Origin of the sequence: Candidatus Brocadia sp. (assembly GCA_021646415.1) — a bacterium.
Taxonomy (GTDB): domain Bacteria; phylum Planctomycetota; class Brocadiia; order Brocadiales; family Brocadiaceae; genus Brocadia.
Window position 1 is genome coordinate 283,149 of the sequence record SOEU01000002.1, and the last position, 15,782, is coordinate 298,930.

Here is a 15,782-nt window from a genome sequence, read left to right on the forward strand (position 1 = left end):
TATACGAGAATGGAAAGGGTAATTGAAAGTGAATTCTTTTAAATTCTCAGAAGGAATACTATGGGGATTAAACGTTTTGTTTGTTGTATTATTGCAATTATCCTTATTGCCTTCGCATTATTTGTCTTCTTAAGCTTTCTCAGTTATTCCTCCAACGATCCTCCCTTTGCAGATTATCCCATCAATGACCCTGTAAAAAATTTTTGCGGAATTGCTGGAGCGCAAGTTGCCGGATATGCTATGGCGGGTATGGGAAGAACTTCCTATCTGGTTGTTATCATGATAGGCTGGCTGGGGGTACAATATCTTTCTAAGGAGAGGGTCGAATATCTCTGGGTAAGAGCGCTTGGAGCCGTTTTGTTGTTATTTTCGGTTGCTTCCTTACTGACCTTCGGGTGCTATCTGTTTAAAAAGAGCTTTCTGTCCGTCAACGTTGGCGGGATTTTTGGAATTGTAATTGTTTCAAGACTGTACGAATATTTTAATTTAACAGGTACCTTTATTATCTTAGGATTAGGATTTGTTATAGCAATCATGCTCTTGCTAAATGCCACCCCCATCTCACCCTTTCTCAAAATACCAAAAGGGAAAAGAATCGGGTCAACTCCGGTACGTGATTCTGGCGCAAAAGGTGTCGATACCCCTCTCCATTCAAGGGTAAATACGCTTGATAATTCAAACCTTTTGGATGACGACCTTGGAGAAAACCATGCAAATACGTATCCTGCGAGTGCCACCGTGGAAATAGAGGGCGAACATTGCGAACCCGGTGGTAAGCTTAAAAAAGTCCAGGTGGAGTACGATAGTGAACAATATCCTGAAGAGGAAGAGGTTGGTAGTTATGGCACAGATCCTGGCAAGAAAAAAGATGATGCTTATAAGCTACCGCCGTCGGATTTACTGGAAAAGCCTGTCTTCAAAGAATATGCAGATGATTGGGATCAGATCACACAGCGTGCCCAGGTTTTGAAGAACACCCTTGAACAGTTTAATGTAAAATCAGAGGTTGTGGAAATCGAACGGGGGCCTGTCATTACTATGTACGAATTAGAATTAGCGCCGGGGACAAAGGTTGGCAAGGTGGTGGGTCTTTCGGACGATCTGGCTATTGCCCTGAAGGCACCAAGTGTAAGGGTTGTTGCCCCATTGATGGGTAAGTCTTCGATTGGTCTTGAAGTTCCCAATATCCAGAGAAAAATGGTGATGTTGAGGGAATTGCTGGAGGCCTCTGAAGAAGTGCGGAAAAAGATGGCCATTCCCCTTTTGATCGGTAAAGATGTGGCGGGAAATCCTGTCATATCGGATTTAGCGTCTATGCCGCATCTGCTCATTGCGGGAACAACGGGTTCCGGGAAATCGGTTTGCCTGAATTCGGTTATTTTGAGTATCCTCTTCTTGCGGCATCCCAGTGATGTTCAGCTCTTGTTAGTAGACCCTAAAATGGTTGAATTTTCGTTATTTCGGGAAATTCCTCACCTGATAAGCCCTGTAGTAACGGACATGAAAAAGGCGGCAGCTGTGCTGGAGTGGGCGGTAAACAAGATGGAGGAACGATACGCCTTGCTGGCCAGCGTGGGTGTAAAACATATTAACGGCTATAACAGGCTGGGAATGACCGAGATTAAAAGACGTCTGAATCCTGACGGAGACGCTAATCTCGAAGATGTACCTTTTTATCTTCCTCACATTGTTATTGTCGTGGATGAATTAGCCGATTTGATGATGGTGGCATCAAAAGAGGTTGAAGCGTCGGTAATCCGTCTTTCACAAAAGTCTCGTGCCGTGGGTATTCACCTCATACTGGCAACACAGCGGCCCTCGGTCGACGTGATTACGGGATTAATAAAATCAAATTTGCCTTCCCGGATATCATTTTACGTTGCTTCAAAAGTGGATTCGCGAACAATCCTGGATCAGAATGGAGCGGAAAAATTATTGGGAAGCGGAGATATGTTGTTCTTGCCGCCGGGAACCTCGAAGCTGGTGCGTGTTCAGGGGGCTTATGTAAGCGATGAGGAGGTGAAGAATGCGGTTGAATATCTGAGAAAATGCGCTGCGCCGAAATTTAGCCCGGAATTAAAGTGCTGGAAAGGTGCATCGGATAAGGAGAATAGTACCAAGGATAATCTCTATACTGAGGCGGTGAGGATAGTGCTTGAAACGCAAAGGGGGTCTGTTTCTCTCTTACAGAGAAGATTGGAGATTGGATATTCGCGCGCTGCTAAATTGATTGACCTGATGGCTGAAGATGGGATTGTGGGAGAATATAAGGGCAGTCAGGCGAGAGAAGTATTCCTGACGCTGGAAGAATGGGATGCACAAATGGCAAGAATGAATCCGGAAGAAAATGGATAATGCGTAATATGAAATCAAAGAAAGTTGCTTTAATCAATTTGGGGTGTCCAAAAAACTTAGTAGATGCTGAGGAGATCCTTGGCAGGGTGGCAGACAGCGGAAGTACGATTTGTCAATACCCTGAGGATGCAGAGATACTGATCGTAAATACCTGCGGTTTTATCGATGATTCCAAAAAGGAGTCAATCGATACGATCTTCAAGATGGCAAAACTGAAAGAGGATGCACACTGTAAAAAACTCATTGTGACTGGCTGTCTGGCCCAACGGTATCCCAAAGAATTGCAGAAAGAAATTCCTGAAATCGATCACGTGGTGGGGCTGAAGGATTTTGAAAAACTGGCCGATCTGTCAGGCTCTGATCGCAAAGAGAAAAAGCCTTCTTCCATACAGTGCAGTGATGATTGGCGCAATCGAATCAGATTAACCCCCCGACATTATGCCTATCTCAGAATTTCTGACGGATGCGATAATCGTTGTAGCTATTGTGCCATTCCTGGCATACGTGGAAAGTTTTACAGCAGGACGATAGAGAATATCCTTGAAGAGGCGCACCAGATGGCCCGTGAGGGTGTAAAGGAAATTAATATTATTTCTCAGGATACAACCTCGTACGGCATAGATTTGTATGGCAAACAGCAGTTGCATGCATTATTAGAAAAACTTTCAAATATAGAGGGCATTGAGTGGATACGGATACTCTATACCCATCCACGGCATTTTTATCCGGAGCTTGTCCGTACAATAGGCCGATATGATAAAATCTGCAAATATATCGATCTGCCTATTCAACACATTAATGATTTTATTTTAGAGAAGATGGGACGTGGTGTAACACACGCCTTTATAGAGAGTCTGATCGATGACCTGCGAACTCACATCCCGCAACTGTTTTTAAGGACCTCTGTAATTGTCGGGTTTCCTGGAGAAACAGAGGAATATTTTACTGAGCTTTTAGAATTTGTAAAAAGTACCAAATTTGAAAGACTGGGGGTTTTTACTTACTCAAAAGAAGAAGGTACACCTGCTGCATCCTTTAAAAAACAGATACCCCTGGTGGTAAGGGAACAGCGATACAAGGAAGTTATGCTTGCTCAACAAAAAATTATTTTGAAAAAACACAAAAATCTGGTGGGAAATACAATTCCCGTTATTATCGATGAAAAGGATGAGACGAAGGGAAGATGGTTTGGCAGAACATACGGGGATGCGCCTGACGTGGATAGTAAGGTAATTATCCAGGAAAATCATTTGAAAGTTGGCAATATTAAAAATATGATGATTTCAGGTACCGCGGGATATGACTTGATAGGAACACCTGTTCCTTTACCAGAAAACCAGGTACAGAGGGGGCAAAAGAAGATCTAAAGTGATAAGGAGAAAAGGGGACTAAATGGGATCGTTCGAGTTTTCAAAATGCACGGCATTCAATCTACCCAACCGATTAACCTTATTGAGGCTCTTGCTGGCTATTGTGTTTTTTATATTCCTGTCGTACCGGCATTATAATAGTGCCCTTGCGGCATTTTTATTAGCATGGTTAACCGACTGGATGGATGGATATTTGGCGCGAAAAAAAGGGCTCCTCACAGATTTTGGGCGTATTGCAGACCCATTTGTGGATAAGATCATTGTCTGTGGTGGATTTATCTTACTCATACAACATGCCCATGATATCATACCACCATGGATGGTTGTTGTAATTGTAGCGAGAGAATTTTTGGTTAATAGTCTCAGAAGCTATTCTGAATCAAAAGGGATTGAATTCGGGGCGACCATATGGGGGAAAGCAAAGATGTTCGTCCAGTCGTTTACCATCAGCCTCATCTTGCTGTTCTTCGCACAACTCAATCAATTTATTGCCATCAAACAGGGGATTATTATTATGCTCTGGCTTACGGTAATCATTACATTAGTTTCTGGGATTACGTATATGGTTAAAGCCGGTCCTGCAATCTTAGAGAAGTAGCAGTTTGGATTCTGTCATACAGAATCCAGCCAGAAATGAAGTTCGTGGGTAATTTGGTCAGGATTACCAATATTATAGCCAAGCAGGTTTCTCAGATGGGTCATTGTGTCTATATCTGCATCTAAAAATTTAAATCCCAGATTTTTGTCATTAAGATGAACGAGTTCTGCATTAAATGTCAAGGTAACATTAGTGGCAGGAAGATAGATTCTTAATACACAACAAGTCCCAATGGTTAAAGGAATAGAAATTCTGGAATGTAATAATGCTCCGCGTAAAGATATATCTGACAATTCTAGTTTATGAATTGTATTATTCAGTTGAATTTGAGCCAAAGTTGTAAATCTGATACGGCTAAAATACCGGTTACCACACATTGCTCCCTCGCAATTTAACGGTGTTTATGGATATTTTATAAATAATTTTATAAGCCTTTTTTTAAGATGGGGTCGAGCGCCTCAAGCATATTATTGATATTCATTGCAATAAGGCTTGTTAATGTCACGAATATGTAAAGGGCATTGGCGTTTGCATCCTTACGCGATGCGACTTGAATGCGTTTCATAAGATGAACATTGACCGTTTCCAATTCTCCATACAGTTTTTCAATACCCTTTAAATTCCAGTCAGGATCGGATTTGCCTTCACGATGAATCAGATACTGCTTGATGAGATATGTGCCCACTAAGTGATGGACGGTCTCATCGGGGCTGGCGAATGGCAGATGAAAGTAAGCCAGTGGTTTAAGTCTCGAGAGAATAGGGCAGCTGCCAGATGCCATGATAAGCCCAAAAAGAGATTTTAAGGCCTCCTGTACATCACAGTTTTTGAAAAATGAGCGGTTTTTCGTGCGTACCCACACGTCAGCCTGTTCAATAGAAATGACATCTTCAAATTTCCTGGCAATTTCTTCAATATCCAGCGCGACCGGACAGTACCAGTGGCTTGATGTCTGAAGTGGGCAATTGCAGCACTGATTGAAGTCTAATTTTGTCCAGAAGGCATGTATCTCATTATTTGTTTCTTCCATGCGGTCCTGTCTATCAATATCAACTTCAAACGTGTATTTCTTACCGCTCTTTAAAATTAAGTTGTAAGTAATTTTATCCATTATCACCAGCTGGTTTTTAACGAACCAATCAAAGCAGGAAAATTGAGATGATTTAAATTGGTTGGGTTGAAAGATATCTTTCAAAAAGCTAAATTGTTAATGAAATTTATGATAGCACCTGTACTTATTATCGTCAATTTTTTTATTGATTTTACTTACCACTGAATCTAAGCTATGAAAAAAGCTATCGTCGGGAGAAATCTGCTTGAATGGCATTCATTCATTTTCTCACGGGCTTGAAGTACCCATGGCCTTTCGGCTGGCAAAGTTCAAATTCGCCGTCGGTGCTAAAGAGCACATACGCCTTCCAGCCTATAAGGGTTCTGCTTTCGCGGCGGCTTTGGGTATGCCTTCAAGCGTGTCGTCTGTGTAATTAAAGACAGGGCATGTGATGACTGCCTCCTGAAGCAAAAGTGCATCTATTCGTATATCTCTTTGAGACCCCGCCTCCGGAAGACACCGGGATGCTTCGCCTCTATCCGAAAGTACCTCACCCATTTGTCATAGAACCCTTGACTACGGGAAAACAGTCCTTTGCGCCTGGTGAAGAATTTTCCTTCCATTTAATCCTCATCGGCCATGCCATAGATTACCCTATACCTTTACCGAATTGGGAAAGCAGGGGATTGGGCAAGGCAGGGGGAAATATGAACTGATTTACGTGGAAGGCATCGGCTTAGAAGATGAATCAGTCCAGATTTATCATAATAAAACCCAAACACTCACAAGCCACTATCCCATAATAGATGCTCAGCAACTAAATTATAATCACCCTCTATCCTCCTTTACAAAAGGAGGTAAAGGGGGGGTTGTAAAAACTTGCCAAAAAAGAAGTAGTTATACAGTAATTGTCTATATATGACAGTTATTGTGCATGATCTAAGATGCTTCAGATTTTACTTTTATCCATTGAACAGGGCAAATATATTTATTGCATGAAAATTTCGTCTGTAGTAGAATTCCGCATAATACGGAGAATTGTAAACATATTCTCAAACTAATCTTGATTCCTTTTCTTTGAAAAAAACACAATTCCATTTTGCCGATCAGGTGGTTGAGGGGTTATTTATCGTGAAAGAACCATATGCCCATTCAGCTAACTCACAAGGTCAAAGACACAGACTCGTTGACCATTTAAATGAGGTTGCCAGTCTGGCTAAAATATTTGCTGATAAATTTGGCGCTGGTGATCTTGCTTATTGGGCGGGTTTGTGGCACGATGTGGGGAAATTCCACCCTGCCTTTCAGGAGTACTTGCTAAAGTGCGAGGGAGAACCGGAAAAGATACATCGGGGACCCGATCACAAAGGTGCTGGTGCATTCTTAGCACTAAAGCATTTGGAACCCTTAGTATTTCTCATAGCCGGGCATCATGGCGGTCTTCCAAATAGTGCAAATTTGAAGGCGGTCTGGTTACCTGAAAAATCCAATTCTTCACCTTCTCAAGAAGCTTTGAATATAGCAAAAAGTGAAGGGATACAAATTGTTCCACAATCAAGCCTTTTGCCACCTACCTTTGTAAAAACACCTCTTGATGGTGAATTTTTCATTCGAATGCTGTTTTCTGCTTTAGTAGACGCAGATTTTCTGGATACAGAATCTCATTTCAATCCAAAAATTATCGATAAAAGAGGGGGCTATCCATCTCTTAATGAACTCTGGTGTCATTTTGAGGAAAATCAGAAGAAAATTACTGGTAAGTCTTTAGACCAACTCAATATCATCCGTAACGAGGTTTACGAGAATTGCCTGGATGCTGCGGAACTCCCGCCTGGCTTTTTCAAATTGACAGTTCCAACCGGAGGCGGTAAGACACGCTCCAGTATGGCATTCGGACTTAAACATGCAATCAGGTATAGAATGGACAGGGTTATTGTTGCTATTCCATACACAAGTATTATCGAGCAAACTGCTGAGGTTTATCGTGAAATATTCGGCAAAGATGTGGTGTTGGAACATCATAGCGCCGTTACTCCTTCAGAAAATGAAGATGCGGTGGACGATGGGACATCATGGGCTCGACTTGCCGCTGAAAACTGGTATGCACCGATAGTTGTCACGACAACTGTCCAACTCTTTGAAAGCCTCTTTTCAAACAAAACCAGCCGTTGCCGTAAACTTCACAATATCGTTAATAGTGTTATTATCCTTGATGAAGTACAGACCCTACCTACAGGGTTACTTACTCCAATACTTGATGCTCTCAGGCAGTTAGTGTCTTATTATAAAGTGACAGTAGTTTTTTGTACAGCCACACAACCTGCTCTCGAAAGCAGCCCATATCAGGAAGGGATAGACGGAATAAGGGAGATTGTTCCAGAACCTAAAAGGTCCTTTAGCATGCTGAAAAGGGTTGAGTATACATGGGTAAATAAAGATGAAAAATGGGATTGGGCAAGAGTTGCTACTGAAATGAGAAAAGTCACACAGTGCATGACAGTTGTAAATACAAAGAAGGATGCTATTTCTCTTTTGGACGCCCTTGATGATCCATCGGCCATTCATATTTCAACGTTATTGTGTGGCGAACACAGGCGGGATGTGCTTAGGCAAGTTAGAAACCTGATAGCGGATGGTAAGCCCTGTCGTCTTGTCTCAACGCAAGTGGTAGAAGCGGGAGTCGACCTTGACTTTCCACTAGTGTTAAGAGCAGTTGGCCCCCTTGACAGAATTGTTCAGGCAGCAGGGCGTTGTAACAGGGAAGGAAAGCTGTCTGCTGGCAAAATGATAATTTTTAGTCCTGAGGATGGCGGTGTTCCTCCCGGTGACTATTGTACCGGGACGGATACTGCTATGAGCCTCTTAAATTATGATGATTTTGATTTCCATAATCCTTTACTTTATGAGGAATATTTTAAACGTCTTTATCAAGCAGTAAATTTGGATAAAGACAATATTCAGGAATTACGACAAACTTATAATTATCGTGACGTTGATGCAAGATTTCAGATGATCAAAAAATTATCAATCTCTGTTATTGTTAAATATTATGGGACTGAAGGAAAAGATAGGGAAGTAGATAAACTTTTGCCATACCTTAAAAATATTCGAGGAAGATCACCAAGTATATTGCTCCGAAGACTTCAGCCATTTATAGTAAGTATCCCTGAGTATCTCAAAAATGAATACCAGAGAGATGGTCTGATAGTGGAAATAAAACCAGGACTCTGGGAATGGCTTAGCGTTTATGACAAAGTGAGGGGACTGGTTGTATCGGGCATAAATCCGGAAGATTTGGTGGTTACAAGTTAGATGCTTCGACATTGTTCAAAACGACTTTTATCGGTACTTTATTGCCATTCTGAGGGAGTTGAGTGGGTTGGGTGAAGCGCAGCGCACCCAACGAATATTTTTTTGCCAATAGCCAGAAAATGGCAATGATGGATTCGTTTTTGCTTAATCCATCCTACATGGTTTGAATTCGTGAATATACAAGTAAATTAAGATGTGAGTATCATTTATAATTCATGAAAGGAGGCGATATGCAAAAAGGGCCGCCATTAGAGGTGAAGGTCTGGGGAGAACTTGCCTGCTTTACTAGGCCGGAAATGAAAGCCGAGAGGGTAAGCTATCCTGTTATGACGCCATCAGCGGCGCGCGGCGTTCTGGAAGCTATTTTCTGGAAGCCGGAGTTCTCATGGCAGGTGCGAGAGATTCACGTGTTGAATCCAATACGGCATTTTTCTATTCTGCGTAACGAAGTGAACCACAAAGTAGTTGTTTCAACTGTAAAAGGCTGGGCGTCGGATGGATACGGGGGATACTTTTCAGACAATAACGAAAAAAACAGGGCACAGCGCCATACGCTGGCTCTCAGGGATGTGGCTTATATTATTAAGGCGGATGCAGTGTTGAAATCACATGCTACTGATCCGGATGCTAAATATCGTGATCAATTCAGACGTAGGGTAGCTAAAGGTCAATGTCACCATACACCTTATTTAGGATGCCGTGAGTTTACAGCCTCCTTTGGAGAACCTGAAGGCAGCGAAAAGCCTATTGAGCAAAGTGACGACTTGGGAAAAATGCTCTTTGATATGAAATATGAAGAGGGAAAATCAGGGCGCGGTACTCCAATCTTTTTCCATGCGAAGTTAAAAAATGGAATTTTAATTGTACCTATCGATCTTTACCAGAAGGAGGAATAGCGATGCTTTTGCAAAGACTCAAAGAATATTCTAAACGTATTCCTTCAACCCCTTCCATGTATGGGAAGATGGTTATTAAATGGATAATTGACATTGATATGGATGGTCAATTACAAGGGATTATCCCTACTTCAGACGGAGAGAAAAAGAATGATAAAGGGAAGAGTTTTCTTGCTCCACATATTGGCAGGGCGTCAGGAATTAAGGCGAAACTATTAGCTGATAATGGTGAATATGTATTAGGTAAGGCACGCAAAGACTCCGACACTGCACGTGTTAAGGAATGTAATAGAGCTTTTGTTGAACTTATAAAAAAAGCTGCTGAGTGTACAAATGAATCCACAATCTACTCTATCTTAAAATTTTACGAACATACGAATTGTGCGGAACTTATTTTGAAAGAAGACTTTGATCCAAGTCAAAATCTAACTTTCCGTATTAATGGTATATTACCCATAGACCTACCATCCATCCAGAAATTCTGGTCTGGATACACAGGAGAAGAAACTAACAGTAAAGATGGTGATGTAAGGGGAAAGGATATCATGCAATGTCTTATTTGCGGTGAAGAAAAACCTGCCATAAGGCGATTGCCATTTAAGATTAAGCGAATACCAGGTGGTCAAACCGCTGGAACGGCTATGATTTCAGCCAATTCGCCCGCCTTCGAATCTTACGGACTTGAAGAGTCTCTTATTGCTCCGACCTGCCAGGAATGTGGAGAAAGGTTTAGTAAAGCTGCAAACTCACTTTTGGAAGGAGAAAACACACATATCACAGCAGGCAAACTGGTCTATATCTTCTGGACAAAAGAGGAAACAGGCTTCTCCTTTGCCTCCATCCTTTCCAAGCCAGAACCAGGAGAGGTGAAGATGCTTGTGAAATCCGTCTTTAGCGGTAAAAAGGCAGCGGTAGAAATAGATTCTACACCTTTCTACGCTACTGCATTTTCAGCCAGTGGCGCCCGTGTTGCAGTTAGAGACTGGTTAGAAACAACAGTGAGTAATGCCCAGGAAAATCTGGCACGTTGGTTTAAACTTCAGCAAATAGTGGATGTTTATACAGGAGATGAGACTTTGCCGTCGCCTATTAAAGGCTACTTCGGAAAAGATAAAAAATGGATAAGTGGCATTATAGACGATTTAGCTCCAGAAGTAAAAAGGAGGCGTGATATTAACGGCCTGTCTCCGAATATTTTCAAGGTACTGATTCATGCAGCGTTAAATGGTGGGGCGTTACCCATGTGGCTTTTATATCAGGCAGTAAGAAGAAACAGGGCTGAACAGAAGGTCACAATATCCCGTGCAGTCCTTATAAAAATGGTCTTACAGTCACAAAACAACAATTTTATAGAGGAGGATAAAATGGAACAGATTGATTTGGAAAACCGCAATCCGGCATATCTTTGCGGTCGTCTGCTCGGTGTAATTGAGTCGGTTCAAATGGCCGCAATCCCTGGGGCAAAGGCTACCGTTGTAGACCGTTTTTTTGGCACTGCATCGTCTGCGCCTGCATCAGTATTTGGAAGACTTTTGCGAGGCGCGCAGTTTCACCTCAGTAAGTTACGAAAAGAGAAACGTGGCACCTTTGAGGCACTTGAAAAGAAACTCGATGAGGTTCAATCAGGATTGAATTCATTTCCTAAGACATTGACTTTAGAAGATCAAGGGCGCTTTGCGCTTGGCTATTATCATCAGAGGGCTGCTGACAGGGCAGGAGCCATCGCCTACAAGCAGTCTCAACAAGAAGAGAAAAACAGAAAATTAGATACTGAATCAAGTTCAGCATGACATTGATATTTTTATTGTCATTCCGAACTTGTTTCGGAATCTCGTAAGCATTTTAAACCACATTTTTAGGAGATACACAAATGACCAATGCCATTTACAATGATGTGACAAAACGACACGATTTTGTTCTTCTGTTTGACGTAACTGACGGCAACCCTAATGGTGACCCAGACGCAGGGAATCTTCCTCGGGTAGATCCTGAAACTATGCAGGGATTGGTAACTGATGTGTGTATTAAAAGAAAAGTTAGGAATTTTATAGATGTCACAAATGGCAATAAAGCTAATATGAAAATTTATGTGCAAAACAAAGGGATTTTGGCTAATGAGCAAAAACGTGCTTATGAAGCAATAAAAGCTGAACCCGGTGATTCTCCAAATGAAGAAGCTAGGAAATGGATGTGCCAGAATTATTATGACGTAAGAATGTTCGGTGTCGTAATGACAACTGGTAAGACAAAAGATAGCAACAAGAAATGGAATTGTGGCCAAGTTCGAGGGCCGCTACAACTTACTTTTGCACGTTCAATAGACCCAGTTATTCCTCTTGATCTTTCAATTACTCGTGTCGCTTTAACAAATGCTGGTGATACTGGTATTGGTCAGGAAGATGACGAAATAGCTTCGTCATCACAAATGGGAAGAAAAGCATTGCTTCCATATGGCCTTTATCTAGGATATGGTTTTTTTACACCTACATTTGCCAAAGACACCGGTGTATCGAATGAAGATTTGAAACTCTTCTGGTCGGCCCTTCAAAACATATGGGATATAGACCACTCTGCTAGCAGAGGGTTGATGGCATGTCGCGGGCTTTATATTTTTAGTCATAATAGTGAATTAGGTAATGCGTCTGCACACACTTTATTTGACAGGATAAAAGTAAAGCGTAATGATAACGCTGAATCAACGAGATGTTTTAGTGATTATAAAGTATCCATTAATGAAACCAATTTTCCTGAGGGTGTTACTCTTACAAAATTAGTAGGGTAAGTGAGCATGGCAATACAGAATTACGAACCCATTATGGTCTCCGCCCTGGAGCATTACAGCTAATGTCTTGCCAGTGTGCCCTTATTTACGTTTTGCATTTACGGAGTACTTTATAACAGAGAGCAAAAAGTATGGTTAGACCAATTGGGATTAATAATATAAAAACAAGAGGTAACACACTATGACCGATCAAAAAGAATCCCCGCAGCTTATCCCGCTGCACGGCGGGTATCGGGAGCTGCAGTCTTACCAGATGGCGGAGATTGTGTATGACGCCACGATAGTATTCTGCAACCGTTTCATTGATCGTCGGTCCCGTACCCATGACCAGATGGTGCAGGCGGCACGCAGCGGCAAACAGAACATCGCCGAAGGCAGCATGGCCTCGGGCACGTCCAAAAAGACCGAACTTAAGCTCATCGGCGTGGCACGGGCAAGCCTTGAAGAATTGCTCCTTGATTTTCAGGACTTTTTGAGGCAAAAGGGGCTGCCGCTTTGGGGAAAAGAGCATCCGAAAGCTAAAGAAATCAGAAGTCTCTGCTATCAGAAAAATAGGTCCTATATGACTTATAAGACCTATGTCGAGCAAAGCTCGCCGGAAGCTGCTGCAAACACCATGATCTGCCTGATTCACCAGACAAACTACCTGCTTGACCAACAGTTGCGGGCATTGGAAAAGGAGTTCCTGAAAAATGGTGGATTCACGGAAAGACTCTATCGTACACGATCACAGATGCGGAAAACAAAAGAACAAGACAGATATGACAAATAAGACCTATAATGAAGACGATTTAATCCAGCTCTCTTCAGTGGAACATTACAGCTACTGCCCGCGCCAGTGCGCACTCATCCACGTGGAGCAGACCTTTGATGAAAACTTGTATACCCTGCGCGGCAGAGCTGTGCATGAAACTGTTGATATAGAATCTTCTCATATGCTGGAAGGCGTACGATATGAAAGGTCGCTTCCTATCTGGTCAAAACGATTAAATCTTGTCGGGAAAGCAGACATGGTAGAATTTCATGGAAACGTTCCGTATCCTGTGGAATATAAATCGGGGAGACACAGGATCGGCCATCATGAAAGCCTGCAGCTTTGCGCACAGGCACTCTGCCTGGAGGAGATGCTTGGGGTGAAGGTGGAGAAAGGAGCCATCTTCTGGCATGCATCCAGAGAAAGAAAAGAGGTTGTTTTTACAGAGGACATGCGAAAACAGGTGGAAGAAGTTGCCGTCGCTACCCACAGGATGATTGCTGAAAGATACCTGCCACCACCAGTAAACGACAAGCGGTGCAGGGACTGTTCTCTCAAAGAATCGTGTTTGCCTGAGGTGATACACAATAAGACCAGACACCACAGTATAACGAAAAAGCTGTTTGTTGTGGAATAAAAAAAATTCGTGGGGGAGGAGAGGAATAAACACACCCCTTAGTCCCCTGGTTTATTCCAGAGAGGAAACAGCGTGATAATGTCTTGAATATTCTCCGTGTTTTCTGTGGTTGGTTTTTTATATCATAAATTCATTCAGGAATCTAATATGAAGCAGCTTCTGAATACACTTTATGTAATGACCCAGGGTGCTTACCTTACCTTGGACCATGAGACAGTAAAAGTGGAAGTTGAGGGGAAGACCCAGCTTCAGGTACCGCTCCATCATTTAGGGGCGATATTTACCATGGGAAATGTGATGATGAGCCCGTTTCTTATGCATCGCTGCACTGAAAATGGCAAGGCTGTCGTCTTTCTCAATATGAATGGTCAGTTTCTTGCCAGGGTTGTCGGAAAAACAACGGGAAATGTACTCCTCAGACAGGCACAGTATGTGGCAGCAAGTGATGCAAATAAGGCCGCCTCTATTGCAAAGAATATCGTAGCCGCAAAATTGCAGAATTCACGCCAAATACTTTTAAGGGGCGCCAGAGAGATAGAAAATACTGGGATAGAAGCGGGACTAAGACAGGCAGCGACATCCCTTTCTGATGCACTCATCAATCTTAAGAAAAGTGGTACTATTGACGAGACCAGGGGACTTGAGGGCATATCTGCCAATGCCTATTTCCAGGTCTTTGATACGATGGTCAAGGAAAATCGGGAAACCTTTATCATGAAAAGCCGTAACCGACGTCCGCCGAGAGATCCGATGAATGCGTTGCTATCGTTCATTTATACGCTCCTTCTCAATGATTGTGTATCTGCAGCTGAAGGGGTGGGACTCGACCCTCAGGTGGGTTTTCTGCATGCCATCAGACCGGGCAGACCCTCTCTGGGACTGGACTTGATGGAGGAATTACGTTCTATACTGGCAGACAGACTTGCCCTTACCCTTATAAACCTGAAACAGATTACAGAGAAGGATTTTGAGGAGAGAGAAGGGGGTGCAGTTTATCTCAATGAAGGGGGGAGAAAGGCCGTTGTCGTTGCATATCAGAAACGAAAGCAGGATGAATTCACCCATCCATTATTGGAGGAGAAAGTACCCTTTGGCTTGATTCCTCATGTTCAGGCGCGTCTCCTGGCAAGGCACTTACGCGGAGATATGGAAGAATATATTCCCGTTTTGTATTCGTAAAGGAGGAAGAGATGTGGGTTATAGTCACGTATGACGTTACGACAGAAACAAAGGAAGGGCGCAGGAGGCTTCGCAGGGTTGCCCAGGCATGCAAGAACTTTGGTCAAAGGGTACAGAAGTCGGTCTTTGAATGTTCTGTGGATCAGGCGCAATTTGAGACGTTAAGACGCAATCTATTGAAGGAGATTGATGTAAAAGAAGACAGCCTTAGATTCTATAGGCTGCAGGAACCAAGAGATGCACATGTAGAAGAACATGGCGTTAACAGGACGGTATTCTTTGACGAACCTTTAATTATTTAACGCGAACCTGTTGCGATATTGAAAACCCCGGAGGGTTCGCAGTTTATGTATCATAATAAAATCAAACCTGTTAGAGGAGGTGACCTATTGATAAACGATGTCTTGATAGAGTAAAAATTGATCGTTCGCAGATGGAAATACATAAATATATAAACTGTGAGACGTTCCATGTGCGACCGTAGCATCCAGCCTTCGGGCTGGATGAGGATTGAAACACAGATCACCCCTCCTTCCACAAAATCCACCAGGCGTAGCATCCAGCCTTCGGGCTGGATGAGGATTGAAACTTTGATAGATGATTTAACCATTGCGGAATTCGGGTAGCATCCAGCCTTCGGGCTGGATGAGGATTGAAACTCGAATGACCTGATAGGGCCGAAGGCATTGGCAAATGTAGCATCCAGCCTTCGGGCTGGATGAGGATTGAAACTTAAATCCGTGGGTAAGGTGTCCACCGTGGGACGTAGCATCCAGCCTTCGGGCTGGATGAGGATTGAAACTTATAGGTCGGGCACGGAGGAAACAACAGATTTTGTAGCATCCAGC

The 15,782-nt window shown here is 42.8% G+C and carries 14 protein-coding genes and 1 CRISPR repeat array (1 of these 15 only partly in view); of the genes, 12 read left to right on the forward strand and 2 right to left on the reverse strand.

Going from position 1 to position 15,782, the window contains the following annotated elements; genetic code table 11:
- The first annotated feature begins 60 nt into the window (after positions 1–60).
- Genes E3K36_03080 through pgsA form a run of 3 tightly spaced genes read left to right on the forward strand, consistent with a single transcriptional unit; the run spans position 61 to position 4,323 of the window.
- Complete coding sequence (locus tag E3K36_03080; protein ID MCF6154238.1) at positions 61–2,355, forward strand: DNA translocase FtsK; 2,295 nt, start codon at positions 61–63, stop codon at positions 2,353–2,355.
- Positions 2,310–3,722 (forward strand): 30S ribosomal protein S12 methylthiotransferase RimO, encoded by a 1,413-nt coding sequence (rimO, locus tag E3K36_03085; protein MCF6154239.1) that lies wholly within the window; start codon positions 2,310–2,312, stop codon positions 3,720–3,722. Before E3K36_03080 ends, rimO begins: the two co-directional genes overlap by 46 nt.
- Before the next feature lie 25 nt (positions 3,723–3,747).
- A complete protein-coding gene (pgsA, locus tag E3K36_03090) occupies positions 3,748–4,323 on the forward strand; it encodes a CDP-diacylglycerol--glycerol-3-phosphate 3-phosphatidyltransferase (GenBank protein ID MCF6154240.1) in 576 nt (191 codons plus the stop codon).
- A 14-nt stretch (positions 4,324–4,337) separates the two neighbouring features.
- Here the strand turns inward: pgsA and E3K36_03095 are convergent, their stop codons facing one another.
- Together E3K36_03095 and E3K36_03100 are read right to left on the reverse strand one after the other, a co-directional pair.
- The gene (locus tag E3K36_03095) at positions 4,338–4,700 is read right to left on the reverse strand and encodes a PilZ domain-containing protein (GenBank protein ID MCF6154241.1); all 363 of its coding nucleotides are present in this window, start codon (positions 4,698–4,700) and stop codon (positions 4,338–4,340) included.
- Positions 4,701–4,747: 47 nt separating this feature from the next.
- Positions 4,748–5,434, reverse strand: coding sequence for a hypothetical protein (locus E3K36_03100; protein ID MCF6154242.1), 687 nt, complete (start codon positions 5,432–5,434; stop codon positions 4,748–4,750).
- Positions 5,435–5,847: 413 nt separating this feature from the next.
- Between E3K36_03100 and E3K36_03105 the strand changes: the two genes are divergently transcribed.
- The 9 genes from E3K36_03105 (at position 5,848) to cas2 (ending at position 15,236) form a co-directional block, all read left to right on the forward strand.
- A complete protein-coding gene (locus E3K36_03105) occupies positions 5,848–6,090 on the forward strand; it encodes a hypothetical protein (GenBank protein ID MCF6154243.1) in 243 nt (80 codons plus the stop codon).
- 415 nt (positions 6,091–6,505) lie between these two features.
- Positions 6,506–8,686 (forward strand): CRISPR-associated helicase Cas3', encoded by a 2,181-nt coding sequence (gene cas3 / locus E3K36_03110; GenBank protein ID MCF6154244.1) that lies wholly within the window; start codon positions 6,506–6,508, stop codon positions 8,684–8,686.
- Between the two features lie 230 nt (positions 8,687–8,916).
- Positions 8,917–9,582, forward strand: coding sequence for a type I-C CRISPR-associated protein Cas5 (gene cas5c / locus E3K36_03115; protein MCF6154245.1), 666 nt, complete (start codon positions 8,917–8,919; stop codon positions 9,580–9,582).
- Positions 9,583–9,584: 2 nt separating this feature from the next.
- Entirely contained in the window at positions 9,585–11,372 is a 1,788-nt protein-coding gene (gene cas8c / locus E3K36_03120; protein MCF6154246.1) for a type I-C CRISPR-associated protein Cas8c/Csd1, read from the forward strand.
- Positions 11,373–11,452: 80 nt separating this feature from the next.
- A complete protein-coding gene (cas7c, locus tag E3K36_03125) occupies positions 11,453–12,364 on the forward strand; it encodes a type I-C CRISPR-associated protein Cas7/Csd2 (GenBank protein MCF6154247.1) in 912 nt (303 codons plus the stop codon).
- Between the two features lie 181 nt (positions 12,365–12,545).
- The gene (locus E3K36_03130) at positions 12,546–13,136 is read left to right on the forward strand and encodes a four helix bundle protein (protein ID MCF6154248.1); all 591 of its coding nucleotides are present in this window, start codon (positions 12,546–12,548) and stop codon (positions 13,134–13,136) included.
- A complete protein-coding gene (cas4, locus tag E3K36_03135; protein ID MCF6154249.1) occupies positions 13,126–13,755 on the forward strand; it encodes a CRISPR-associated protein Cas4 in 630 nt (209 codons plus the stop codon). Before E3K36_03130 ends, cas4 begins: the two co-directional genes overlap by 11 nt.
- Positions 13,756–13,902: 147 nt before the next feature.
- Positions 13,903–14,934 carry a type I-C CRISPR-associated endonuclease Cas1 gene (cas1c, locus tag E3K36_03140; GenBank protein MCF6154250.1) on the forward strand — a complete coding sequence of 344 codons (1,032 nt, stop codon included), beginning with the start codon at positions 13,903–13,905 and terminating at the stop codon, positions 14,932–14,934.
- An 11-nt stretch (positions 14,935–14,945) separates the two neighbouring features.
- Positions 14,946–15,236: a CRISPR-associated endonuclease Cas2 gene (gene cas2 / locus E3K36_03145; protein ID MCF6154251.1), complete on the forward strand. Its 291-nt coding sequence runs from the start codon at positions 14,946–14,948 to the stop codon at positions 15,234–15,236.
- Positions 15,237–15,414: 178 nt separating this feature from the next.
- Positions 15,415–15,782: a CRISPR direct-repeat array (repeat unit 37 nt; unit sequence GTAGCATCCAGCCTTCGGGCTGGATGAGGATTGAAAC) (it continues 526 nt past the right edge of the window).